Here is a 25,147-nt window from a genome sequence, read left to right as displayed (position 1 = left end):
CCGCCCCATCACCAGGACTTGCCGATGACGAGGCGGAAGTTGCGGCCGAAGATCGGACGCCCATAGATCGCCTCGGCGCTGCCCTGGCCGCTCAGCGAGTCGGTGCGGGTATTGCCTTCGGTCAGGCCATGGGCGTTGAACAGATTGTCGCCCACGAGCTGCACCTGCCAGCTCCCGTGGCGCACCGTCACGCCCGCGCCGGTCGTCCCATAGGCCGGGAGCGCGGTGTTGTTGTAGAGGTCGACGTAGCGCTTGCCCATGTATGTGTAGCGGCCGTAGATCGAGATGTCGGTTTCGCCCGTCCTGAAGTCGAAGCTCGGGCGGATGTTGCCGTATATCTTGGGCTGGCGCACGATCTGGTTGCCTTCGGCCTGCTCGGGATCGGCGCCCGTCGAGCTCTCGAAGTTCTTGTACTTGGGATCGCTGACGGTCAGCGCACCGTTGAGCGTGAACCACGGCGTGACCGCCCAGGCGCCATCGAACTCCACGCCCTTGACCTGTGCCTCGCCGATGAAGGGCACGTTGACGTCGTTGCGCCCGGTGGTCGGGTCGTACGCCAGGAACGACGCGTTGAGCGGATCGAAGTTGGTGTAAAAGCCGGTGACGTAGAGGTACGAACGTCCCGACGCGAGCTTGAGCCCCACTTCAAACTGATCGGCGACAGTGGTCAGGATCGTCGGGTTGATGTTCATCACCGACTGGATGTTGGGCGGCGTCTCGAGGTGCGAGGCGCGTCCGTAGATCCCGATATTGCTGGAGAAGTCGTAGTTCGCGCCGACGGTCCAGTTGGTGACGTGGGGCTTGAGCTTTTGGTTGACGATCACGCCGGTGAAAGCACGCGTGGTGTCGTCCGCCAGCGTGGTCGTATCGCCGAGGTTCGCCTGCTCGGTCAGCGCGCCCCAGCCCTTGTAGCTGTAGCGCTCGTGACGGATGCCCGCATCGATGCGCAGGCCGCGCACGATCTCCCAGGTGTCGTTGGCGTAGATCGCGTACATTGTCGCGTCCGAATCGCCCTGGTTGAGCGTGGCGGCATAGCTGAGCACGCCATTGTCGGTGACACGGCCGAGTTCGGCGCCCGTGGGCGAATAGGCCACCAGGTCCAGGGTGCGCGGCTTGCCCGCCACTTCGATCAGATAATTCTGGTAGGTGGTCCGGCTGTCCTCCCCATAGGCGCTGGCGTAGAGGCCGAGCTTGAGGTCGTGGCTGCCGACCGGGGTGTCGAAGCGCTTGGCGACCGACAGATTGCCCTGCGCCGAATAGAACTTCGAGTGAATGTCGCGATACTGACCCTGCATCACCAGGCCCGAAGCGGCATAGGGATCATAAGCGGTAGTCGTACCGGCCAGCACATAGCCGAACGAAGCTACGTCGCCGAATGCCGTGCGTGATCGATCCCGAAAGCCGTTGGCGAAGCTGGTCGCATCGGCCGGGTTGGTCGTCGAGTAAAAGGCGGTGAAATCGAGCTTACCCTGGGTGTAACCACCTTTGGCCTGGACCAGCCAGCCGTCGAAATCGCCTTCGTACTGGGCGCCGAAGTTCACCATCTGCATGTGCCGCCCGTCAGACAGGTCGCTGGTGCGGCTCTGGATCTGCCCCGTGCCGTCGCGCCACATCAAGTTGACGTTGCGCAGCGCCGGCGAGTTCATCGTACCGGTGAAATAGTCGATGTACGGGTCGAGCGAGACGCTTGGGTCTGTCGGATCCGCGATCGGGATCGGCAGATAGAAGACGTTGTGATCGTTGACGTAGTTGAAGTTGAGCTTGATCGAGCCGTTCTCGAAGTCGTGCTTCAGGTTCGCGCGGATCTGGCCGCCCTTGTCGTTGGGGAAGCCGTTGTCACGGTAGCCGTCGTGATAGCGGATGAAGCCGCCGATCGCGTAATAGGTGTCTTCGCTGATCGGCCCGGCCTGATAGGCTTCGAGGCGATAGAGGCCGGTGTCGCCCAGCGCGACCTGCGCCTTGCCGCGCGGGGTGTCGCTGCCGGTCACGGTGATGGCATTGATGATCGCCCCCGAATAGCTCGCATAGACCGGCGCAGGGCCGCCGCGCACCACTTCCACGCGGTCGGTCATCAGGTCCTGCTTGAGGATCGCATCGCCGCGGAAGAACACCCCGTCGTTCTCGTGGAACAGCGGCAGCCCGTCCTGCTGGAAGCTCACGAACCCGCCGTCGTTCGGCAGGCCGCGGATACGGTAGATGTTCTGCACCTCGCCGCCGGTGATCTCGGTCTGGAAGCCGGGAAGCTGGCCGATCAGGTCGGCGAAGTTGACGGGGGCGATCTTCTCGACGTCGGCGGTCGAAATCGTGTTGATCGCATAGGATGCGTCGAAGCGGCGCTGCGCGCGGGTTGAGCCGGTGATGATGATGTCGCTCGGCGCGTCTTCGGCGCCGTCGCTCGCGGATGCGGGCGGTGTGCCATCGGTTTGCCCTTGAGCTGTGGTTTGCGCGAAAGCGGGCTTGGCAGCGCCCGCGCAAAGGGCGGCAAATGCGGTGCTAGCGAGAATGTTTTTGAGCATGGACCCCTCTGAATTTTGGGCCGCCGAAAGGCGACCGGGGGGCCTTGGCCGCTTAAAATGACGCTTTAATTATTCTTGGAAAAATAATTACTTTATTCAGACACTCAGGCGTTTGGCTGAGGACGTGCGGTGCTCGTCGCGCCCGCACTATCCCCACCTAGATCGCCGTTCAGCCCGGCTCAATCGTGAGGCTCTCCACGCCCCGCGGGGGACCGGAGCTCAAGAGTAACGCCAGTTGCGAGGAGGAGCGCGATGAATCATCCGCTCCGGCGCATCTGTCGAATGGATCGTGGCAGCCTGCATCCAGGAACAGAGTGTCGCTAGCAAGCTCCAGTAGGGCTGATGGACGTATGCAGAAAACTGCATCCGTAGGAAAGATACTTCAAAAATCGACTCCGGTTTCGGAGCTATTGTAGGCCTGCACACCCAAAATCGACTTTCTCAGCTTCTTGCCTAGTTCAAGTAAAGTAAGTTAGCATCCGCCATTACGGACGTCGTCCAAATAAAAACTGTTTGAGGTAATTTAGGCGCAGGGCGGAGGTGGGACATGAAGGTCGATGTGATAAATAAGTCCACGGGTAATGTGACCAGTGTGGATGGAAACATCATCAATATCGACGACCCTAGCGTCATCCGCCTTGACATGGACCGTTCCAAAATCACAAGTTTAGAACGGCAGGGTAACGATCTCGTAGTCCAATTGGCTGACGGCGGGGTTATCCGGATATCCAATTTCTATCTTCAGGAGAACGGGGTCGCGAGCGATCTTGTCGTGCGCGAAGCCGATAATAGCCTCTGGTTGTCCAGCTCGGCCAATGGACCTCCCCGCTTCTCTGCTCTTCAGGGATTGGAGGGATTGGTCGAAGAAGCTAGTGGCGGCGGTGTGCTGCTTCCGGCGCTGCTCGGTGTGGCCGGTGCTGCGGGCTTGGCGGCTGCGGTCGGCTCCGGCGGAGGAGGCTCGGGTAGTGGCGGTAACGGCCCGAACCCGGCGCCCGACACAACAGCTCCCAACCCTCCTTCCGCGTCTGTGAACGGTCAAGGCACGGGTGTCAGCGGCACAGGCGAAGCTGGCGCGACGGTGCAGGTCCGTGACGCAGCGGGCGCGGTGATCGGCACCGGCACGGTCGGCGCAAACGGCAGCTACTCTGTCACGTTGACGCAGCCGCAGACCAATGGACAAAGCGTCACGGTGACGCAGACCGACGCTGCGGGCAATACGTCGGGACCGACCACCGCAGTCAGCCCGGACCTGACGGCCCCCAATGCCCCGACGGCGACCGTTGCGCCGGACGGCACCACCGTCACCGGCACGGGCGAGCCCGGCGCGACAGTCAGGGTGACTGATTCGGACGGTGTACTCGTTGGCACTGTGCAGGTCGGTGCGAATGGCACCTACACGGTTCCACTCGCACCCGGCGTGGCGGATGGGGGTTCGCTGAGCGTTACGCAGACCGATACTGCGGGCAACACCTCACCTGCGACGGTGATCACCACTCCCGACCTCGTCGCGCCCGGCGCGCCGACGGCCGTTGTGACGCCGGACGGCACCGCCGTCACCGGCACGGGTGAACCGGGCGCTATAGTCACGGTGACTGACCCGGACGGTGTACCCGTTGGCACTGCGCAGGTCGGTGCGAATGGCAGCTATACGGTTCCGCTCGCGCCAGGCGTTGCGGATGGGGATTCGCTGAGCGTCACGCAGACCGATACGGCAGGCAACACCTCGCCTGCGACGGTGGTCACCACTCCGGACCTCGTCGCGCCCGGTGCGCCGACAGCCATTGTGACTCCGGACGGCACCGCCGTTACCGGCACGGGTGAACCGGGCGCTACAGTGACTATTGCCGGCCCGGGCGGCGTGCCGATCGGAACGGCGATCGTGGCAGCCGATGGCAGTTATACGGTCCCGCTTTCCCCGGCGCAGCTGAACGGCGAAACGCTTCAGGTCACTCAGGCTGATGCCGCCGGTAACGTGTCGCCGCCGACTTCGGCGCTGGCGCCCGATATCACCGCACCGGCAGCGCCTACGGTTGTCGTGAGCCCGGACGGAGTCTCGGCAACCGGCAGTGGCGAGCCCGGTGCCACCGTCACCGTGACCGATGCCACCGGCACCGTCCTCGGGACCGGAGCAGTCGGTGCGGACGGCAGCTATTCGGTGGTGCTGAATCCGGCCCAGGCGAATGGCGAGACCATCCGCGCGACGCAGTCGGATGCGGCCGGCAACGTTTCGCCGCCGGCTATTGCGACGGCGCCGGATATCACGGCGCCGTCGGCCCCTGCCGCAACGCTGGATGCCACAGGCTCGGTAGTAACGGGCACGGGCGAGCCGGGTGCCACCGTGGAGGTTCGCGATCCGGCAGGAACCGTGATCGGCAGCGGCGTGGTTGATGGGCAGGGCAATTTCTCGATCGTCCTGACGGCGCCGCAGATCAACAGCCAGCAGCTGAGCGTGACGCAGGCCGACGCGGCCGGGAACGTCTCGCCGCCGGCTTCGCTCGTCGCACCCGACCTCACTGCGCCTCCGGCACCGGCTGGAACCGTGGCGGCGGACGGCGCTTCGATCACCGGGACGGGTGAAGCGGGGGCGACCGTCACCATAAGGGATCCGGTCGGTGTGGTCATCGGCACCGCCACGGCTGGTGCGGACGGCAGCTTCACTGCAACGCTCACACCTCCGCAAACCAACGGCGAGCTGCTCAGCCTGACCCAGGCCGATGCAGCCGGCAATGTTTCGCCCGAGGGGACCGCCACGGCGCCCGACCTGATTCCCAACGACTCGCCTGCAGCGCCCACCGCCACTGTGGGTGCCGATGGTGCGACGGTGTTCGGAACCGGGCAGGTGGGTGCCACCGTGACCGTGCGGGGTCCGGACGGGGCGGTCCTCGGCACTGCAACCGTCGACGGCACCGGGGCCTATACCGCGATCCTCTCGACGCCGCAGGTGAACGGCGAGACGCTGCGTGTCACCCAGGCGGACGCCGAGGGCGATGTGTCGCCGCCGGCGACTGCGATCGCACCGGACCTCACTGCGCCCGCCGCGCCGACCGCCACGGTCGATGCGACCGGCACGGTCGTGACCGGCACCGGCGAGCCCGGGGCTACTGTGCGGGTTGCCGATGCCAACGGCACCGTGCTCGGCACCGCCACGGTAGCTGCGAACGGCAGCTATGCCGTGAGCCTGTCGACGCCGCAGCTCAATGGTGAGGCACTCGCGGTCACTCAGGCCGATGCAGCGGGCAATGTCTCGCCGCCCACGGCTGCGATTGCACCTGACCTCACCGCACCCGCCGCACCGACTGCAGCCGTGAGCGGCGACGGCACCGTCGTCACCGGACAAGGCGAGCCGGGTGCCACCGTGGAGGTTCGCGATCCGGCAGGAACCGTGATCGGCAGCGGCGTGGTTGATGGGCAGGGCAATTTCTCGATCGTCCTGACGGCGCCGCAGATCAACAGCCAGCAGCTGAGCGTGACGCAGGCCGACGCGGCCGGGAACGTCTCGCCGCCGGCTTCGCTCGTCGCACCCGACCTCACTGCGCCTCCGGCACCGGCTGGAACCGTGGCGGCGGACGGCGCTTCGATCACCGGGACGGGTGAAGCGGGGGCGACCGTCACCATAAGGGATCCGGTCGGTGTGGTCATCGGCACCGCCACGGCTGGTGCGGACGGCAGCTTCACTGCAACGCTCACACCTCCGCAAACCAACGGCGAGCTGCTCAGCCTGACCCAGGCCGATGCAGCCGGCAATGTTTCGCCCGAGGGGACCGCCACGGCGCCCGACCTGATTCCCAACGACTCGCCTGCAGCGCCCACCGCCACTGTGGGTGCCGATGGTGCGACGGTGTTCGGAACCGGGCAGGTGGGTGCCACCGTGACCGTGCGGGGTCCGGACGGGGCGGTCCTCGGCACTGCAACCGTCGACGGCACCGGGGCCTATACCGCGATCCTCTCGACGCCGCAGGTGAACGGCGAGACGCTGCGTGTCACCCAGGCGGACGCCGAGGGCGATGTGTCGCCGCCGGCGACTGCGATCGCACCGGACCTCACTGCGCCCGCCGCGCCGACCGCCACGGTCGATGCGACCGGCACGGTCGTGACCGGCACCGGCGAGCCCGGGGCTACTGTGCGGGTTGCCGATGCCAACGGCACCGTGCTCGGCACCGCCACGGTAGCTGCGAACGGCAGCTATGCCGTGAGCCTGTCGACGCCGCAGCTCAATGGTGAGGCACTCGCGGTCACTCAGGCCGATGCAGCGGGCAATGTCTCGCCGCCCACGGCTGCGATTGCACCTGACCTCACCGCACCCGCCGCACCGACTGCAGCCGTGAGCGGCGACGGCACCGTCGTCACCGGACAAGGCGAGCCGGGTGCCACCGTGGAGGTTCGCGATCCGGCAGGAACCGTGATCGGCACGGCGATCGTCGCCGGCGATGGCACTTATTCCGCCACGCTGACGACTCCCCAGGCCAATGGCGAGACGCTCGGCGCAACCCAGGTCGACGCTGCCGGCAACGTATCACCTTCCACCATCGTGACCGCGCCCGATATCACGGCGCCAGCTCCGCCTTCCGGCGTGGCGATCGATGGCAATGGCGTGGTCGTGACGGGATCGGGCGAGCCTGGCGCGACCGTCGAAGTGCGCGATGCTGGTGGCAATGTGATTGGGACCGCCACCGTGGCTGCCAACGGCAGCTTCACGGTCCCTCTCAACGATCCTCAGACGGCAGGCGAGGCATTGAGCGTCTCGCAACGCGATCCCGCCGGCAATCAGTCCGGCGCGGTACCACTCACTGCGCCTTTCGATATCGACGCGTTCGACAATAGTGCGGTGGCCTCGATCGACCTCGTTCCGACGACGACTGACGAAGATTTCGGAAGCGCGAACTATCTGGTGCTCGTCTCACTGGGTCTGCTGGACCTCGATGCACAGGTGCTTGCGACTCCCAATGTGCAGTTCACAGTGGAGGCCGGGCATGTGCTCGATGCCACCTTCACCTATGATGCCACGCTCAGTATCGGCGTGCTGAGCGGCTACTCGGTTGTTGTTCAGCGCTTCGATGGCGCGAACTGGGTGGCGATCAACGGACAAGGCAACAGCTCCCTGCTGGAGCTCGGGCTGCTCAACGGCGATCTCGTTGCCACCGAAACCTTGGGCCCGGGCGAGTATCGCGCATTCGTCACTTTCGATGGCGCGGCGGGTGTCGGGTTGCTCGGCGGCCTCGACGTGACCGGCGTCGACAACGATTACACCGATATTGCAGCCGTGGTGCCGAGCGCGGTGTCGGGCAATGTCATCACCGATGCGGGCGCTGGCGGCGCAGTCGACTTGGCGAGCCCGCAAACGACCCTGCAGAGCGTGACGGTGAACGGCGTGACCACCGTGATTGCAGCCGATGGTACAGTCGTCGACGGCTCCTGGGGCACGCTGGTCATCAATCGCGACGGCAGCTATACTTATACACCCGATGCGAATTCGGCGGCGATCGGCCAATCCGACACGTTTACCTACACGCTCGTGGACGGCAGCGACGGCGAGCTGGAAAGTGCGACGCTCACCGTCACGATCAGTAGCCCGGACGTTTCAGCATCGCCGGTCGCCGGAAACGACACGGGAATCGCCACGGCGACTTTCGAGAATGTCGTCACGAGCTCGCCGGCAGCCGTGGACTCGAGCTTCAATACGCCAACCGCGTTGCTTCTGACCGGGGCAGAGACAGGCTCTGTAACTGACAGCTTTGTCGTCGATCCGAACAGCACGGCCGATGTGACGCTTTCGGCCGTCTTCCAGGGCCTGCTGTCTGTGCTGCCCAACTACACGATCACGGTCACCAATGATCAGGGCCAGGAAGTCGGCACGCTCTCGCAGACTGCGATTATCGGCTTGCCGCTCGGCAGCGGAGTGTCGCTGACGATGCAGGATCTTCCGGCGGGCACCTATAGCTACACAGTGACGAGCACCAATCTGCTGGGCACCGGATACACCAGCACCGTCTATGTGGGGCAGACCGTGACCCATTTGGACCAGCACACGCTGACGGGTACTATCGCCGCCGAAGGGAGTTTGCTGGAGAACGACGCTCCGGGAACCGACTTTGTGACGCTCCGGATGCAATCAGGGGGCAGCTTCGTCGAAGTGGGCGATGCCCCGCTCATAATCGTGGGGACCTACGGCACGCTGACCGTGAACGAAGCTGGCGAGTATAGCTACCAGCCGAGTGGAGCGCTCACATATTCGAGCAGCGACCCGATCGACAGCTTCACCTATCAGCTGGTGCAGCCCAATGGTGAGATTGCAACCGCGCAGCTCGACATCGTGGTCGATATCAACAACGGAGCTGCACCTACGGCCGCCATCGCTGAGGCGCCGGACATGACAAGCATGCTGGCAGATGTGGTGCCGCTCGCGATCTTCTCGACCGAGACGACCAATGCACCACTGCTAGCATCCTCTGAAGATCAGATCCCGATCAGCCTGATCGAGGAGCAGGATACGTTGGAGAGCATGCTTGGTGGTTTTCTGACTGACCAGCAGGAATCGCTGAATGCCTCATCCGATACGCAGTTTTCGTCTCCGGAGACCTCTGCTCTGGCTCTCCCTGAAGATCCGTTCGGCTATCTCGTATCGCCGAGCCAAATCGAGGACGAGCGGGCAATCATGACACATGCGGCATGATTATTAACTCCGAAAACGGATTTAATTGAAGAAAATGCGGATGATCTCAGGATAATTACTTAAGATAGATAAGTAGATCAGTGCGTGGGGGGCGTATCGCGTGGCGATAGTGTTGCGGCACGCGCAGCTCGGAAAGGCTGCGCGTGTCATAGCGCTCGGAGTGGCCGCTGGAGTTTTCGGCGGTGGCGTCGAGGCGCGAGAGGATGCCGTGTTGTCGATAGAGAGCGCCGTCCGCAAGGTGGTAGCTTGGCATCCGAACATCACGGCGGCTGCTGCAACGCTCGACGCCCGCAGCGAGGACGTCAATGCTGCCCGCGCGGGCTACCTTCCGCAGGTCAATGTCGGCGTGGGCACCGGGTATGACAACAGGCTGGGCTCGAACTGGCGACCTCGCCCACAGCTCTCTGCGTCCCAGATGCTCTATGATTTCGGCAAGGTCGGCAGCGCCGTCGATGCCGCGCGTGCCGGCACCCGTGTCGGCCGAGCCGATCTGCTGCTCGCCATCGACTTGCTCATTCGCGAGACCGGCTACGCCATTGTAGAGGTGCAACGAAACGCCGCGATCCGCCAGACGGCGGAGGAGCAGCTAGTCCGCATCCGGGAGATCAGCACGCTGGTGGGGCATCGCTTCGCCAAAGGCGCGACGACGCGTTCGGACACGCTGCAGGCGCAATCGCGCGTGGCGGCTGCGGAAGCCACGCTGGCGCAGATCGATGCCGAACAAAGACGGTGGATGAGCAATCTCCAATTTCTGCTGGGAATGGAGAACGATGTCATTGATGTGACCGCCGAGGTCCCTGAATGGCTGATGCAGAGCTGCACGCATGGCGTCGGTGACTGGGCCAATGTTCCCACGGTCATGCGGGCGGACGCGCAACGTGAACGAGCGACTGCCGAATTGCGGCGTAGCCGCGCCGACCGCCTTCCGACGGTGACGCTTTCCGGAGATGCCGCACCGGATGTCGTCGGGCCTTTCTCCAGCCGCAGCACGTACAGCTTCGGCCTCAGCGTCACCAGCAACGTCTTCGGCGGCAATGCCACAAGGGCACGCGTGCGTAGCGCCGACTATGCACTGGCCGCCGCAGAGGCGGCGGCGCAGCAGGCCCGCAACGAGGCGAGCCAGCGCTTGGCGGAAGCTCAACAGCAGATCGCCAGCCTGAACCGATTGCTCGAAACGCTATTGGCGCGCCAGGCGGACATGGCGGAGACGGGCAAGCTCTACCGCCTCCAATATCTGGAAATGGGCACGCGAACCCTGGTGGATCTGCTCAATGCCGAGCAGGAACTGCAGCAGGCCAGGTTCGATGCGATCAACACGGCGCACGACCTGCGCCGGCTTGAACTAGACTGCCTATATTATTCGGGGCGCTCTCGTGACGCCTTCGGCCTCGCTGGCACGCGTGCCCAAGGCGTCACATTGTGAATGCGGCACCGTCAACCGCACCAGCAGCCCCCTCGGATGCCGAGGCGTGGCTCGACATTCTCGGCCAGGCAGCGCGCCACTATCGGCTGCCTTCCTCCGCGCAGGAAGTGCGATTGGCAGCCCTGTGGAGCTCCGCGGGAAACGAGAGGGACCGGATCCGCAAGATTGCACGGGCGACCGGGCTCGCCATCCGCTTCGTCGAGCCGCAAGCCTCACGTTTGACGAGTTGGCGGCTCCCCGCAATTGCCTGCCTTCGCAGCGGCGAGCTCGCCCTGGTGACTGCCATCGATCTCGAGGGCAAAGCGGTCTTCACCATGGCCGGCGACGCCGGGCTGCAATCGCGCAGCCCCTTGGCGGAACTGATCGGCGCCAGCATCCATATCGTTGTACCCCGGCCGATCCGATCGGCCGCCGATACGCGCGTCGACGCCTATATCCGGCCTTTCGAGGAGCACTGGCTGCGACGCATCGTGCTGCGCGATGCATCGGCCTACGGCCATGTCGCGGTTGCTTCCGTCGTCACCAATCTGCTCGGGCTGGCAGGAGCCCTGTTCTCGATGCAGGTCTACGACCGCGTCGTCCCGGCCAAGTCGATGCCCACCTTGGTCATCCTGTTCCTGGGCGTGCTGTTGGCGATAGGCTTCGATTTCCTGCTGCGGCGCCTGCGTGTCAGCATCACCGATATTCTCGGCAAGCGCGCCGACCTGCGCCTTTCGGATCTGGTCTTCGGCCATGCGCTGCGCGTGCGCAATCGCGCCCGCCCGACTTCGACGGGGACTTTCATCGCTCAGCTGCGCGACCTCGATCAGGTTCGCGACATGCTGACCTCAACCACGGTTGCCGCAGTGGCAGATCTTCCGTTCTTCCTGCTATTCCTGGCTATTCTCGCTTACATCGGTGGCGTGCTCGCCCTGGTGCCGCTCGTGGCCCTCGTCGCTCTACTACTGCCGAGCCTGCTTGCTCAACGCCGGTTGCGTGCGCTTGCCAGTGAATCGATGCGTGAGACCTCCCTGCGCAACGCGCTGTTGGTCGAAGCGGTGCAAGGCATCGAGGACGTTAAGGCACTCCAGGCCGAGGAACGGTTCCAGCGCCAGTGGAACCACTATAACGCCGTGGCGGGGGAAGCGCAGCTGCGGCTGCGCGGGCTCACCAACAGCCTCGCAACCTGGTCGCAGAGCATTCAGAGCGCTGTCTATGCCACGGTGATCTTCGTCGGCGCGCCGATGGTCATCGCGAGCGACATAACGACGGGTACCCTCATTGCGGCGTCGATGCTCGCCTCGCGGATGATGGCGCCGATGGCACAGATTTCCGCACTTCTCGGCCGCTATCAGCACGCGCGGCTTGCGGTGCAGAGTCTCAATCAGATCATGGCACTGCCGGTCGACAGCCCCGACGCCGAGCACCGGATTCCCCTCCCGGCGGTCACCGGAAGTTTTACGCTGCGTTCCGCCGTATTTTCCTACAATCCCGACGCTCCGCCCGCGCTGTCCGTCGCCGGCCTCGAGATTGCGGCCGGTGAAAAGGTGGCGCTGCTCGGCCGCAACGGCGCAGGAAAATCGACGCTGCTTCAGGGGCTTTCGGGCATGCTGCAGCCCATTTCGGGTGAAGTGCTGCTCGACGGTCTCGCGATGCATCAGATCGACCCGGCGGACGTGCGACGGGACGTTGGTCTGCTCACCCAGAACAGTCGGCTATTTCACGGCACGCTGCGCGAGAACCTGACGATGGGGGCGCCGCATGCAAGCAGCGAGGAAATCTTCTCCGCATTGGCTATCGCCGGTGCGGTGGACTTCGTACGGCGCTTGAGCGACGGGCTGGAGCATGTCGTGCTCGAGGGCGGCCTGGGCCTGTCGGGCGGGCAGATCCAGTCGCTGCTCCTTGCCCGGCTGCTGCTGCGCCAGCCTACGGTCGTGCTGCTCGACGAGCCGACCGCGGCTATGGACGAGATCACGGAGCGCCACTTCATCGATCGATTCCGCGAGTGGAGCCGTGATCGCACCGTGATCATCGCCACGCACCGGATGCGGGTGCTGGAGCTCGTCGACCGCGTCCTGGTGATCGATCAAGGGGCGATCCTGCTCGACCAGCCCAAGCAGACAGCGCTCGATGCCATGCGCAATGCCAAGGGGCAGGCAGCATGACAGCGCGCGAAGCGAGCGGCGCTTCGGCCCTCGACGACGAAGGCAATGGTCATTTTCGACACGCAAGACGTTTGCTGTGGGTACTCGTGGCGTTGTTCACCGTCGCATTCGGCTGGGCTTGGGTGGCGACGCTGGACGAAGTCGCGACCGGCGCCGGCCGCGTCGTGCCAACCAGCCGAGAGCAGGTGCTGCAATCGCTGGAGGGTGGCATTCTGGCCAAGCTGATGGTGCGGCAGGACGATATCGTGAATCCTGGCCAGGTGCTCGCCCAACTGGATCCGACGCAGGCGGGCTCGACTGTCGAGGAGAGCGCTGCCAAATATCGCGCCGCCCTCGCGAGCCAGGCCCGGCTCCAGGCTGAAGTCGAGGGCACGCCACTTCGCTTTCCCGAGGCGCTCGACAGCTACCCTGAGCTCAAGGCGGAGCAGCAGCGGCTCTTCGATGCCCGGCGGCGGAGCCTGCAGAACTCGGTGGCCCTGATCGACGAATCCCGTTCCCTGATCAATCGCGAAGTGGCGATCGGCGAGTCGCTGATCTCCGTCGGTGCCGCCAGCAATGTCGAGGTGCTGCGGCTCAAGCGTCAGCGCGCCGATCTCGATCTCAAGAAGTCGGATCTTCGCTCGCAGTATCTGGTCGAGGCGCGCCAGGATCTTGCCAAGGTGAGCGAGGAGGTCGAAGCGCTGGCACCGGTCGTTCGCGGGCGTTCTGACACGCTGCAGCGCCTCACTTTGCGTTCGCCCGTCCGAGGTATCGTCAAGAACATCGAAATCTCGACGATAGGCGGTGTCGTTCCGCCGAACGGCAAGATTATGGAGATCGTGCCGTTGGATGAGCGTCTGCTGGTGGAGGCGCGTATTTCGCCTCGTGACATCGCTTTCATCCACCCCGGCCAACAGGCCAGCGTCAAGATTACGGCATATGACTATTCGATATTCGGTGGGCTCGAGGGTGATGTCAGCAGTATCTCGCCAGATACTATCCGCGACGAGGTGAATCCCGAAGTTTATTATTACCGAGTGTTCGTGCGCACGCGATCAGACGCACTATTCAACAAAGCCGGCGGCCGTTTCCCGATCGTTCCTGGAATGGTGGCAACTGTGGATATCCACACCGGCAGCAAAACGGTTCTGCAGTACTTGCTGAAGCCGCTCAACCGGGCACGCGAAGCGCTGCGCGAGAGATAGGAGTTTTTATAGATCTATAGAACAGCATGAGAATATCTGTGGTTTGGATTAGCGCACTACATGACGGGATGTGAGCATGTATAAGTATCCTGCGTCCAATTTTAGTGCAGATTTGCAAGGGGTCGATTCATCGTTAACGGAAGGGGAGGGTGACCAGGAGTATTCGCTCCTCGATCTTGCTCGGAAGATGCAGCTGATGCGCGCAAGAATGGCGAAGCTGTTTCCAAGAAACGTATTCCGAGATTCGGCGTGGGACATGGTGCTCGAACTGTTTGTTGCGGGACGGGAAAACCGGGCCGTCTGCGTCAAGGAGCTCGTCCTGACTTCTGGGGAAACATCGACGAGCGCGCTTCGGCGTATTGATCGTCTCGAAGCCGCCGAGTTGCTTCGCCGCTCCCATGATTCCGCGGATCACCGGCGGGTGGTGGTGACCTTGACGCTGAAAGGGGAGGAGGCGATGGTCATGACGCTGCGCAATCTGTTCCTCACCGTTGCTTCTCTCCAACCGCGAGGCAGCCGACCCGACCAGCCTCCGCTTGGTGGGTCTGACCGTCAATACGAAGCTGGCCGTAAGTGAGGCGAAGCGAACGGGACGGGGATTCTGAATCCGGCAACTCGGCCTCAAAGCGCGGCGATCGGCTGCAACTGATCTCTCATTCGATCATACAATTTCGATTTTTCCGCCCTTCAGCGTCAGCAATTCGGCCGATATGTCATAAGCTTCGGCCGTAGCGATCTGAGGCGCGATTTCCGCCAGTTCAGCCACCGCCTCGGCATCATCGGAGCCACAAACCATCAATTGATCACGGCACGGTATCGCGAACACGGGATCGCCTTCCAGATCGAGTTGCCCGATCCAATCGGCTGCAACGAGAATGAGGCTGGCGTCAAAGAAGCCGTCGAGCTCGATCCGATATCGACCGTTGCCGCCGATCGCCTGCAGTCCGGCTGCGCGACCCGCCAGGTTGGACATCGCTCGGGCGAACAACTGTGCTTCGTCGCACACGCCCTCCAGATGCTGGCGTTTCACAAAGGCCATCGTCGAAGGCAGGTCCTGAACGGGCACAATGATCAGGTCGGAGACAAAGGGGCGGATCACCAAATCGACGTCGTCGCCGATCTGAGCGGCGGCCGTCGCTAGCCACGAGCGAGATTTGATGAGAGGCAGGACGAGGTTGAGATCGAGCGGTGCTTGCGGTGCCGCTGATGCACGAGCCGAAGCAAGATGCGCCTCGATCAACGCTTCCAGCACTTCCGGCTCATTGCGGTACTGCGCATGGGCATTGCCCAGGAACAGGTTGATTGTCCCCCCATCAGCCCGGCGCATACGAATATCGACGCCGTCCCGCTCGGCTGACAATTCCGGGGCCTTCTCCGCGAACACCTTCACATAATGGTCAGCAAATTGCTCGCGATTCAGGACGTTGGGCTTTTGTCGGCCAAAGAGTTTAGAAAGCAGCGACATCGCTCCAATCCCCATTGTTCACTTGCTGAATCGTGAGCTTTCTTGACGATCTGCGCAAGCAAAGACGAGACTTGAGCCGGTGGGCACACTGGGATTGAACCTGCCTGCTGATTAAGAGCGGCGCCGTCGTCCTAGCACTGGGAAGCATTATCAGGTGCTTGGCTGCATCCGTACGGATCGGTGGCTCCGATATACCACAAACCGGTGCTACTGACCAAGAACTGCTGGAACGGGGAGGGTTATGAGCTCAGCAAGCTCCTTTTAAATAGCACCTTGACCAACCTCCCCTCTAGAATCCGTCCGACGACATAGAGGGCAGCGAAGATTGCAGCAAAGACATAGGCTGGCGTTGGCGACGGCTTCTTACCTTCTGTCTCCTTGTCCTTGCCTTCCTTTTTAGGCTTTTCGGGTGCGGGCGCGCCGAGAAACTTGTCTATCGGATTCATCGGCGTAACAGCATCCTTTTTGGCGGGCTTCTTCGAAGTATCTGATATTTTCCCAGATTTGTCCGAGGCTTCGATTGAGGACTCTTGGAGCTCAGCGACGGCTACGGTTAGCCGCGCGGTGCCCAGAAACAGCAGCGGCGCCAGAAAGCAGAACATCAACGCCCGACTGGTCAGCTGGTAGCGCAGCACAGAGCCGGCCGCGCTCTTTTCAATCTGCAGGACGCCACCATCAAAAACGGACATCTTGTCCTGGGCCGCCTGGCCCTTCTTGCGGAAGGTCAGCGTATCGTTTGTCCGTTCGTGGCTGGTGCCGGTCTGGCGGAATAGGGGGGCGAGCTTGTCAAAGGCATCGTCGCCCGATTGCCCGGGAGCAAGCGCCAGGCTGCCCCTGACCCGCCAGATCCAGTCGATGAAACGCGGGCTCACATCATCTCCTTTTGAGAGCATTACCAATGGGCAGAGGGAATCTCGTGGAGGCGGAGCAGTTCGCTCACTCGGCGGGCATCGGAGCCGCCACCGGCCGGCCAAATCGTTCCTTGAGCGCCTTCCAGCCCTCGGTGAAGGGATAGATCATCGTCTCGCCGACCGACATCCGTCGCCCGCCCTCCATGCCGAGCAGCTCTGCCTCGCCGTCGACGCATGTGCCGAACATGCGGTCTATGATGATCCAGGTACTGGCATAATTGCTGCGGCTAGCCTCGTAGTCCTGCGAATGGTGCAGGCTATGGTGCTCGGTAGTGTTGAACAGGAAGCGCCACCAGCGCGGCGTGTTGAAGCGGACATTGATGTGCTGGTAGGTGCCGACCGCCAAGCCGAGGGAGCCGGCGAGCAAGGCGGCCCGGGGAAGGAAATCGAAGAATCCGCCGACACCGAGTCCGATCAGGAACAGCTCGATCGGGTTGCCAACTGCGCCTTTGTTGACGTTCAATTGGGTGATGTAGTGGTGTGGCGCGTGGGTCAGCCACAGCGGATGCCAATTGTGCATGCCGCGATGCATCCAGTACTGGCCGAAATCGAAGATAAACGAGATCAGGAAGGCCTGCATCAGGAGCGGCAGCCCGATGAACCACGCGAACTTGTCCCAGTCGAAGGACTGCTGAATGGCTTCGATCATGGCTCCATCGCCAATATAGCTGTCTACCAGGCGGAGTAGCGTATAGCCGAGCCCAACATAGAACAGGTCGGTGACCAGTTCCTTCCACGTCAGGCGCCAGCTCGCGTAGCGCGGGTTCACCCATTCGAGCCCCAGCAGCAGCACCTTGAAGCCGATGCCGATGCCGATAGCGGTCGATGCCTTGGCGATGGAATTGGGCGCGTAGTACCAGAACGCGATCAGCGCGAACAACATGGTGGGCTGAAACCAGGTGAAGACGAACTGCTTCACCGGCCCGCCTTCCACCCTGGGGATGTTCTCCCAGCCTATGGTTACCGGCGCCTGTGCCCCGATCACTCTTTTGCCGACGCGAATTCCGTCCATCTTGTCCCCGCGATACCGAGTGTCGGCTCTAGAATATCGGGGTCTCCGCAGCGGCGGCATACGTCATCGGACGTATATGTTCGTTTTCATCAATCACTTGTTCGGTGGAAGCCGACCCGAAGCTTTGCGATCCTAACCCACCTTGAGGATGTCGCCTGTGCGATCACTCCTGCGGGGCGATCGTCAGCCGGATGCCACTCAGCGCCGCCGAGGCCGGAATTTGGCACGATAGGCGTGAACCGGCCGCGCGATGCTCCGAGCCGTCCAGCAAATCGTTCTCGTCCGGCGACATCGGGGGCAGCATCGAGACGAAGGCCGGATCGACGTGGACATGGCAGCTCGCACAGGAACAGCAGCCGCCACAAAAGGCCGGAATGTCATCGATCCCGGCCGACCGGATGATCTCCATCAGCGAATGGCCGATCGCGCCCTCGATCTCACGGGTTCCGCCCGCCAGATCCACGACATGCAGCTGGATCCTCGCTTCGGTCATGCTCTCATTACTCCATGCATTGGGACGCGCTCCGGCCAGAGCGCCGCGGGTTGATTTTCGGTGCATCCGGGAGGGCCTCTATCGCTGGAGATAGCGCCGCCATCCGCCCAGCGCGGTGATGTCCTCGGCATTGACGGTCGCGCGTGGTTCGGCGACGAAACCCTTGACCAGACTGCCGTCCTCCAGCGTCACGGTGCCGATCGCGAGGGGAGGCGGGACCTCGGCGACGAAGCTGCCGAACGCCGCCATGTCGAGCTCATAGATTTCGAGCGCGATCGCGGCGCCATCGCCGCTGTGCACGAGCGCCGGCTTGGGAGGCACGCTGTCCGCCATCGCATAGAGACGGTAGGCGGGGGCAGTACGGGCCTCGCCGATGAAGCGCGCGTCGCGGGAGGTCAGTTGCCAGTGCAACGGCATGTCCTTCAGGTGTGCGCCCACGACGGCCAGCTTCACGGTCTCCATGCGTCCCTCCAGGTCGAGCTGCGGCAGGGCGGCCGGCGCGGGGAAAAGAGTCTTCGCCATATCGATCAGGCTGCGATCGCTGCCGGCGGGGCCCATCAGCGTGACGCCGAAGCCGACGCCGCTGTGATACCGGCCCGCCGGGACCGCGATCGCGGCCATGTCGAGCAGATTGACGAAATTGGTATACGCACCGAGGCTCGCGTTGAGCGCGATCGGCGCGGCGAGCATCTCGGCCACGCGATAGCTGGTCGGGGCCGTCGGCAAGGCGAGCAGGTCGACCGTCGCCCACATTTCCTCCGCCGCCCGGGCTAGGTCGGCGAGCCGGTAGCTTGCCGCGAAGGCATCGACTGCGCTGCAGGCCAGCCCCTCCTCGACGATGCTGCGGACCACCGGATGAATCGCATCCGGATCATCCCGAAGCAGGTCGTGAAGCGCGGCGGTCCGCTCGGCGATCCAGGGGCCGTTATAGAGCAGCCGCGCCGCTTCGTTGAGCGGCGTCATATCGATCTCGACCAGCTCGGCATCGAGGCCGGCCAGCGCCGCGTCGTAGAGGAAGCCGGACTCGATATCGCCGAACCAGGGGCGCTGGTCGACGCGCGGGGCGCCGATCCGGCGGCGCGCGCGCGGCACGTCGTCGAACGCGCGCGAGAAGCTGTCCTCGCGATCGAAGCCGGCGACGATGGCATCGACGAGCCCAGCATCCTCGGCCGTCCCGGCGAAGACCGTGATGCAATCGAGCGTGCGGCAGGCGGGGACGAGCCCGCGGCTGCTCCACCGTCCCCGCGTCGGCTTGAAACCGATCAGGTGATTGAAGGCTGCGGGCACGCGGCCCGATCCCGCAGTGTCGGTGCCGAGCGCGAAGGCGACCAGCCCGGCTGCCACCGCGACCGCCGAGCCCGAACTCGATCCGCCGCTCACCCATGCCCGGTTATAGGCGTTGCGCGGAATGCCATAGGGGCTGCGGGTGCCGTTGAGGCCGGTGGCGAACTGGTCGAGATTGGTCTTGCCGACGGGAATGGCTCCGGCGGCAACCAGGCGCTCGACCACCGTCGCCGATCGTGGCGGCGTGTAGGTGAAGGCGGGACAGGCGGCCGTCGTATCGAGGCCGGCGACGTCGATATTGTCCTTCACCGCGAACGGCACGCCGGCAAGCGGCAGCGCTTCGCCGCCGGTGACCCGCTCGTCGACTGCGGCTGCGACGGCACGGAGCGCGACGGCATCGAAGCGGGATATCCAGACCGTGGACTGCACGGCATCATAGCAGTCGAGGCGCCGGAGGACTTCTTCCATCACGTCGGCGGCGGTGCGGCGCCCCGACCGCACGTCGGCGGCGATGGCTTCGGCGGACAGGCGATCGAGCGCGGTCATGTGCGGATCAGCGCCAGCATCGGCGCGCCGGGCATGACGCTTTGCCGCTCCGCGACATAGAGGGCCGCCACCGTCCCCGCGGCCGGGCTTACGAGCGGAAATTCGGTCTTCATCGCCTCCATCACGGCGATGGTCTCACCGGCAGCGACAAGGTCGCCGGGTGCTTTCATCAACTTCCAAATACTGCCGCCAAAGGGCGCCTCGACCAGCTCCGCACCTTCGGGAAGCGTGATGACGTCGGCGGGCTTGTCATCGACCGCTTCGGTAAGGCTGGCGATGCGATCGAACTCGCCGCGCCGCTCCCATTCGGCGCGCTCGGCGGCAAAAGCAGCATTGCGGCGCGCTTCGAACGCCGTGATCGACTCCGCATTCTCGGCGAGGAAGGCGCGATAGTCGGCGAGGCGAAACTCTGTCTCCTCGATCTCGATCGTGCGGCGGCCGAGCGGGAAATCACGGCGCCACTCGGTAAGCTCCTCGTGGCTGACGGGAAAGAACCGGATTTGGTCGAAGAAGCGCAGCAGCCAGGGCTTGCCTTCGGAGAAGGCGCCGCCCTGCCGCCAGGTGTTCCACACCTGGATGGTGCGGCCGAACAGCTGATAACCGCCCGGGCCCTCCATCCCGTAGATGCACATATAGGCGCCGCCGATGCCGACGACATTGGGTGGCGTCCAGGTGCGCGCCGGATTGTACTTGGTCGTCACCAGCCGGTGGCGCGGATCGATCGGTGTCGCCACCGGCGCGCCCAGGTAGACGTCCCCGAGCCCATAGACGAGGTAGCTCGCGTCGAAGACCGTGCGATAGACGTCGTCCGCGCTTTCCAGCCCGTTGGCGCGACGGATGAATTCGATATTGTCCGGGCACCAGGGTGCGTCGTCGCGCACCACGGCCATGTAGCGCTCGATCGTCTCGTGAATGGCGGGATCGTCCCAGCTCAGCGGGAGATGCACGATGCGCGAGGGGATCGCGAAGTCGTCGAGTTCGCCGAGCTCTCGTTCGATGGCCATCAGCCGATCGAGGAGTTCGTCCTCCCGGATGCGCACGCCGTCGATATGGACCTGGAAGGAACGGATGCCGGGTACGATGTCGAGGATGCCGGGCAGATCCAACGCGGCAAGCGCCGTCGTGGCGGCATGGACCCGCAGGCGCAGCTCGAGATCCAGCGTGATGGGGCCATATTCGACGAGCAGGTTACGGTCGCCCTGCCGGCGATACAGGACGCGTGGACTGCGACCCTGCGGCGCGATCTCGGCCAGGATCGCGTCCGATCCGCCGCCGGCGGTCTTCGCGGAGGAGCGGGCGGGGCGGCCCTCGATCCATTCCTCTTCGGCCGCGCTCGCGGCATCGGCATCGGCGAGCCTGACGTCTTGGAACCGGATGCTGTCGCCCGGTGCGAGTTGGCCGATTTTCCAGAGATCGGCCGCGATCACCACGAACGGGCAGACGAACCCGCCGAGCGAGGGGCCGTCGGGGCCGAGAATGATCGGCATGTCGCCCGTGAAGTCGAGCGCGCCGATCGCATAGGGATTGTCGTGGATGTTGGACGGATGGAGCCCCGCCTCGCCCCCGTCCCGGCGTGCCCAGTGCGGCTTGGGCCCGACGAGGCGGACGCCGGTACGGTTGCTGTTGTAATGGACGCGCCAATCGGCCGTCAGGAACGTCTCGATGTCCTCGGGGGCGAAGAAATCGGGTGCGCCGTGCGGACCGTAGAGTACGCGGATCGTCCAGTCCGGGCCGAACGCCGGCTGCTCGACCATTCGGGGCCCGGGGATAACGGCGGGCGGGTGCGGCGCCAGATGAAGCGTGTCGCCCGCGAGCAGCCTGCGGCCGCCGTGCCCGCCGAACTCACCCAGATCGAAGGTGCTGCCGCTGCCGAGATAGGCGGGAATGTCGAGGCCGCCGGCGAACAGGATGTAGCCACGCATGCCGCCGCCGCGGACGCGGCCGAGCGCCAGGAGCTGGCCCTTGTCGACCGTGAGCGCCTGGTTGCGCGGCACCGGCTTGCCGTCGAGCGTGGCGTCGAACTCGGCCCCGGTCAGGCAGATGCGCGTCGGCGTGTTGAACTGGAGCGTGGGGCCCGTAACCGTGATCTCGAGCCCAGTGGCCGCCGCATCGTTCCCGAGCAGCGCATTGCCGAGCCGGAAGGCGCGGGCGTCCATCGGTCCGGATGGCGGCACGCCGACATCCCACAGCCCGATCCGCCCCGGAAAATCCTGTACGGTCGTGAGCGTGCCGGCCGAGCGCACCGAGATGCTGCGCGGATGATGCTCAACCTGCTCGAGCGAGCGCGTGGAGACGTCGCCCGACACGAAATCGTCGGCGCGCGCTACGTCGCGCAGCCAGCGCAGGTTCGTCTCGATACCGGCCAAGCGCGTCGCGTCGAGCGCCGCCTGCATCGCCGTGACCGCGGCGTCGCGATCCTTCCCATGCACGATCAGCTTGGCGATCATCGGATCGTAGAAGGGCGAGACCTTCGCCCCGCTCTCGACCCAGGTCTCGATCCGGGTCTCGTTCGGGAAGGCGGCTTCGGTGAGCAAGCCCGCGGCGGGCCGGAAATCGACCGCAGGGTCCTCGGCATAGAGCCGCGCCTGTATCGCCCAGCCGCGCGGGGCCGGGACGGGGGCGTCGAGAAAGGCGTAGTCGCCGGCCGCGCCTCGGACCATCCACTCGACCAGGTCGATGCCGGTCACTTCTTCGGTCACGCCGTGCTCGACCTGAAGCCGCGTGTTGACCTCGAGGAAGAACCAGTCCTGCCGCTCTGCATCGTAGAGGAATTCGACCGTCCCGGCCGAGCGATAGCGGGCGGCTGCCCCCAGCCGCACCGCCGCTTCGGTCAGCGCGACGCGGACATGTTCGGGAAGATTGGGGGCAGGGGCCTCCTCGATCACTTTCTGGTTGCGGCGCTGGAGCGAGCAATCGCGCTCGCCGAGTGCGACGACGCGGCCCGTGCCGTCGCCGAAGATCTGGACTTCGACATGCCGGGCGCGGGGCACGAAGCGTTCGAGGAAGAGGCCGGCATCGCCGAAATTGCCGGCGCCGAGCCGCGCCACCGCGGCATAGCCCTCGCGCACCGCCGCGGCATCGGCGCATACGCGCATGCCGATGCCGCCGCCGCCGGCGGTCGCCTTGAGCATCACGGGATAGCCGATCCGCGCCGCGGCCTCGATTGCCGCCTCTGCATCCGCCAGCAGCCCGGTGCCGGGCGCCAGTGGCACGCCTTCGGCCTCGGCCAGGGCGCGGGCGCTGTGCTTCAGGCCGAAGGCGCGGATATTGTCCGGCTGCGGCCCGATAAAGGCGATGCCGGCGGCGGCACAAGCCTCGGCAAAGTCGGCATTCTCCGAGAGGAAGCCATAGCCGGGATGGATCGCGTCGGCGCCCGTCTCGCGCGCGGCGGCGAGAATGCGTGCCATGTCAAGATAGCTTTCCGCTGCCGGGCCGGGGCCGATCCGCACGGCGATATCGGCTTCGGCGACATGGCGCGAAGCCTCGTCGGCGTCGGAGAAGACGGCGACCGAGCGAATGCCCATATTGCGCAGCGTGCGGATGATCCGGCAGGCGATCGCCCCGCGATTGGCGATCAGGACGGTGCCGAAGCTCATGCGGTCACGATCATGCGGACGGGGGTGGGATTGAAGCCGTTGCAGGGATTGTTGATCTGCGGGCAGTTCGACACGACGACGGTCACGTCCATTTCGGCGCGAAGGTCGACGGAAAGGCCCGGTGCGGAAATTCCGTCGACGATACCGAGCGCCCCGTCCGCCTCGACCGGCACGTTCATGAAGAAATTGACGTTCGAAACCATGTCGCGCTTGCCGCGGCCCTCGCGCAGATTGGCTTCGAGGAAATTGTCGACGCAGCTGTGCTGCGCTTTGGTGTGATGACCGTAGCGCAGGCTGTTGGACTCGCACGAGCAGGCGCCGCCGATCGTGTCGTGATATTCGACCGAGGTACCGGTGATCGTCATCATCGGCCGGCCTTCGCTGGAAAGCAGCACGCTGCCGGTACGCAGGAAGATGTTGGCCTGCGCCGCGACCGTGTCCTGCGCGCTGTAGCGCTCGGCATCGTCATCGGTGGCGTAGAGCAGGAAATCGACTGCCTGATTGCCCTCCAGGTCGATGATGCGGAGCGTTTCCCCGGCACGGACGCGATGCATCCAGGGAGCACGGGCGGCCACGATTTCGTCGTGGACGAGCTGGCCGGCAAGGCCGGCGAAATGCGGATCGTTTTCCATCAGCGGCGATACAGATCTTCGGTGTTGAGGAAGGCACGTCGCCGTTCGGGCGTCGCATTGCGGATCGGGTCGTCCGCATCGGTGACCGGGCCGCGCCAGGCGGTGGCGCGCAGCGGCGTGATGCGCCACGGCCGTCGGTCGAGAACATGCGGGCAGTTGGCGATGACCAGGATCAGGTCCATCTCGGCGCGCAGGACGAGCGAGCGGCCCGGTGCGAAGGGGCCGAGTTCCGGCACGATGGCGCCGTCGGCGGCGATCCGCACCCCCTTGAACAGATTGATGCAGGGATGGACGTCGCGGCGGCCCAGCCCATGTTTCGCGGCACCGAGCAGCAGCCGGTCGCGCGCATTGGGATGGGCGCCGGAGTTGCGCCCGTCGCCATAATGGCGCCGGTTCGACGCTTCGCTGGAAGCGCCGCAAAAGGCATCATGGGTACCGGCATCGTCCTGCTCGATACTGGCGAGGACGCGGCCCATGTCCGACAGCAGCAGGCTGCCTGCCGAGGGATAGGCATCCCATTGCACCTTGACGGTATCGGCGATGTTGAGCCGCTCGGTCGGCGTGGCGGCGTTGAACAGCAGCAGCGACGCGCAGGCATCGCCCTCGAGATCGATCAGCCGCAGTCGCGTGCCCCGCGCGAGGACTCGGGAGGCATAGCCGCCTCCCGCGATCGTCTCTTCCCAGAGCAGGTCGCCGGACGCGACGCCCGCCGGCAGATCGTCGGCGCGGGGCGGCAGGATCGGCATCGCCTCGACGACGGTGCCCTCCATGGCACGGGCGTGCGCGCGCGCGGCATTGGGATCGGCAAGCGTTGCGCTCATGCCGCCTTGTCCCCCGTTCGTGGCGCGCCGCGCTCCTGCTCGTGGAGCGGCGGCAGAAGCGCTGTGGTGGTGAAGAGCCGGAGCTGCTGCACGCCGCGTACCTTGCGCAGCGCGTCGCACAGATCGCGCAGCCGGACCGCCGGGCCCTGCACGAGCAGCACCTCGAGCGACTGGTCGTCCTCGAGGAAGACGTGCTGCGAGGAGATCACTTCCTTGAGATATTCGGCCTGGGTCTGCGCGAGCTGGTGGCGCACGCGCCCCATGTCGCCGCGATAGACCAGCGTGATCGTGCCGGCGAGCATGTCCTCCGGCCGCATGGTGGCGCCGTGCTGGGCAAGTTCGTTGCGGATCAGCTCCGCGATCAGCTGGGAACGCGAGGGCAAGCCGCGCTCCTCCACCATCAGGTCAAGCTGGCGGGAGAGTTCGGCAGGCAGGCTCATGCTGAGCCGG

At 64.7% G+C, this 25,147-nt stretch carries 15 protein-coding genes; 5 read left to right on the top strand and 10 right to left on the bottom strand.

Annotated elements, in window-relative coordinates:
• Positions 1-8: 8 nt before the first annotated feature.
• Positions 9-2,516: a TonB-dependent receptor gene (locus ACMGDH_RS09430; RefSeq protein ID WP_436827688.1), complete on the bottom strand. Its 2,508-nt coding sequence runs from the start codon at positions 2,514-2,516 to the stop codon at positions 9-11.
• Positions 2,517-3,063: 547 nt separating this feature from the next.
• Here ACMGDH_RS09430 and ACMGDH_RS09425 point away from each other — a divergent pair.
• The 5 genes from ACMGDH_RS09425 (at position 3,064) to ACMGDH_RS09405 (ending at position 14,514) form a co-directional block, all read left to right on the top strand.
• On the top strand, positions 3,064-9,186 hold the full coding sequence (locus ACMGDH_RS09425; protein WP_436827687.1) for a BapA/Bap/LapF family large adhesin: 6,123 nt from the start codon (positions 3,064-3,066) through the stop codon (positions 9,184-9,186).
• A gap of 112 nt (positions 9,187-9,298) precedes the next feature.
• Positions 9,299-10,609: a TolC family protein gene (locus tag ACMGDH_RS09420; protein ID WP_436827686.1), complete on the top strand. Its 1,311-nt coding sequence runs from the start codon at positions 9,299-9,301 to the stop codon at positions 10,607-10,609.
• A complete protein-coding gene (locus tag ACMGDH_RS09415) occupies positions 10,606-12,753 on the top strand; it encodes a type I secretion system permease/ATPase (RefSeq protein WP_436827685.1) in 2,148 nt (715 codons plus the stop codon). Before ACMGDH_RS09420 ends, ACMGDH_RS09415 begins: the two co-directional genes overlap by 4 nt.
• Positions 12,750-13,937: a beta-barrel domain-containing protein gene (locus ACMGDH_RS09410; RefSeq protein ID WP_436827684.1), complete on the top strand. Its 1,188-nt coding sequence runs from the start codon at positions 12,750-12,752 to the stop codon at positions 13,935-13,937. Before ACMGDH_RS09415 ends, ACMGDH_RS09410 begins: the two co-directional genes overlap by 4 nt.
• A gap of 76 nt (positions 13,938-14,013) precedes the next feature.
• Positions 14,014-14,514 (top strand): winged helix DNA-binding protein, encoded by a 501-nt coding sequence (locus tag ACMGDH_RS09405; RefSeq protein WP_436827683.1) that lies wholly within the window; start codon positions 14,014-14,016, stop codon positions 14,512-14,514.
• Positions 14,515-14,598: 84 nt separating this feature from the next.
• Here ACMGDH_RS09405 and ACMGDH_RS09400 read toward each other — a convergent pair whose 3' ends face one another.
• The 9 genes from ACMGDH_RS09400 to ACMGDH_RS09360 form a co-directional block, all read right to left on the bottom strand.
• The gene (locus ACMGDH_RS09400; protein WP_436827682.1) at positions 14,599-15,402 is read right to left on the bottom strand and encodes a DUF1444 domain-containing protein; all 804 of its coding nucleotides are present in this window, start codon (positions 15,400-15,402) and stop codon (positions 14,599-14,601) included.
• A 239-nt stretch (positions 15,403-15,641) separates the two neighbouring features.
• Positions 15,642-16,274, bottom strand: a complete 633-nt coding sequence (locus ACMGDH_RS09395; protein WP_436827681.1) for a hypothetical protein — start codon at positions 16,272-16,274, stop codon at positions 15,642-15,644.
• Positions 16,275-16,338: 64 nt separating this feature from the next.
• Complete coding sequence (locus tag ACMGDH_RS09390; RefSeq protein ID WP_436827680.1) at positions 16,339-17,325, bottom strand: sterol desaturase family protein; 987 nt, start codon at positions 17,323-17,325, stop codon at positions 16,339-16,341.
• A 163-nt stretch (positions 17,326-17,488) separates the two neighbouring features.
• Positions 17,489-17,818 (bottom strand): 2Fe-2S iron-sulfur cluster-binding protein, encoded by a 330-nt coding sequence (locus tag ACMGDH_RS09385; protein ID WP_436827679.1) that lies wholly within the window; start codon positions 17,816-17,818, stop codon positions 17,489-17,491.
• 78 nt (positions 17,819-17,896) lie between these two features.
• The gene (gene atzF, locus ACMGDH_RS09380; protein WP_436827678.1) at positions 17,897-19,648 is read right to left on the bottom strand and encodes an allophanate hydrolase; all 1,752 of its coding nucleotides are present in this window, start codon (positions 19,646-19,648) and stop codon (positions 17,897-17,899) included.
• Positions 19,645-23,244, bottom strand: coding sequence for an urea carboxylase (gene uca, locus ACMGDH_RS09375; protein WP_436827677.1), 3,600 nt, complete (start codon positions 23,242-23,244; stop codon positions 19,645-19,647). Before uca ends, atzF begins: the two co-directional genes overlap by 4 nt.
• Positions 23,241-23,876, bottom strand: a complete 636-nt coding sequence (locus ACMGDH_RS09370) for an urea amidolyase associated protein UAAP2 (protein ID WP_436827676.1) — start codon at positions 23,874-23,876, stop codon at positions 23,241-23,243. Before ACMGDH_RS09370 ends, uca begins: the two co-directional genes overlap by 4 nt.
• Positions 23,876-24,697, bottom strand: coding sequence for an urea amidolyase associated protein UAAP1 (locus ACMGDH_RS09365; RefSeq protein WP_436827675.1), 822 nt, complete (start codon positions 24,695-24,697; stop codon positions 23,876-23,878). The genes ACMGDH_RS09370 and ACMGDH_RS09365 overlap by 1 nt, the downstream gene beginning before the upstream one ends.
• The gene (locus ACMGDH_RS09360) at positions 24,694-25,137 is read right to left on the bottom strand and encodes a CopG family ribbon-helix-helix protein (RefSeq protein WP_436828230.1); all 444 of its coding nucleotides are present in this window, start codon (positions 25,135-25,137) and stop codon (positions 24,694-24,696) included. Before ACMGDH_RS09360 ends, ACMGDH_RS09365 begins: the two co-directional genes overlap by 4 nt.
• Positions 25,138-25,147: the final 10 nt, after the last annotated feature.

The sequence above is a fragment of the Sphingomonas radicis genome (genome assembly GCF_051400635.1).
Classification (GTDB): Bacteria; Pseudomonadota; Alphaproteobacteria; order Sphingomonadales; family Sphingomonadaceae; genus Sphingomonas.
This window is presented reverse-complemented; position numbering and strand designations above follow the sequence as displayed.

Bases quoted from the DNA above. Each gene is read 5' to 3' on its own strand.
- ACMGDH_RS09430 (WP_436827688.1), bottom strand. From the start codon at position 2,516: ATGCTCAAAAACATTCTCGCTAGCACCGCATTTGCCGCCCTTTGCGCG.
- ACMGDH_RS09425 (WP_436827687.1), top strand. From the start codon at position 3,064: ATGAAGGTCGATGTGATAAATAAGTCCACGGGTAATGTGACCAGTGTG.
- ACMGDH_RS09410 (WP_436827684.1), top strand. From the start codon at position 12,750: ATGACAGCGCGCGAAGCGAGCGGCGCTTCGGCCCTCGACGACGAAGGC.
- ACMGDH_RS09405 (WP_436827683.1), top strand. From the start codon at position 14,014: ATGTATAAGTATCCTGCGTCCAATTTTAGTGCAGATTTGCAAGGGGTC.
- ACMGDH_RS09400 (WP_436827682.1), bottom strand. From the start codon at position 15,402: ATGTCGCTGCTTTCTAAACTCTTTGGCCGACAAAAGCCCAACGTCCTG.
- ACMGDH_RS09390 (WP_436827680.1), bottom strand. From the start codon at position 17,325: ATGGACGGAATTCGCGTCGGCAAAAGAGTGATCGGGGCACAGGCGCCG.
- ACMGDH_RS09385 (WP_436827679.1), bottom strand. From the start codon at position 17,818: ATGACCGAAGCGAGGATCCAGCTGCATGTCGTGGATCTGGCGGGCGGA.
- atzF (WP_436827678.1), bottom strand. From the start codon at position 19,648: ATGACCGCGCTCGATCGCCTGTCCGCCGAAGCCATCGCCGCCGACGTG.
- uca (WP_436827677.1), bottom strand. From the start codon at position 23,244: ATGAGCTTCGGCACCGTCCTGATCGCCAATCGCGGGGCGATCGCCTGC.
- ACMGDH_RS09370 (WP_436827676.1), bottom strand. From the start codon at position 23,876: ATGGAAAACGATCCGCATTTCGCCGGCCTTGCCGGCCAGCTCGTCCAC.
- ACMGDH_RS09365 (WP_436827675.1), bottom strand. From the start codon at position 24,697: ATGAGCGCAACGCTTGCCGATCCCAATGCCGCGCGCGCGCACGCCCGT.
- ACMGDH_RS09360 (WP_436828230.1), bottom strand. From the start codon at position 25,137: ATGAGCCTGCCTGCCGAACTCTCCCGCCAGCTTGACCTGATGGTGGAG.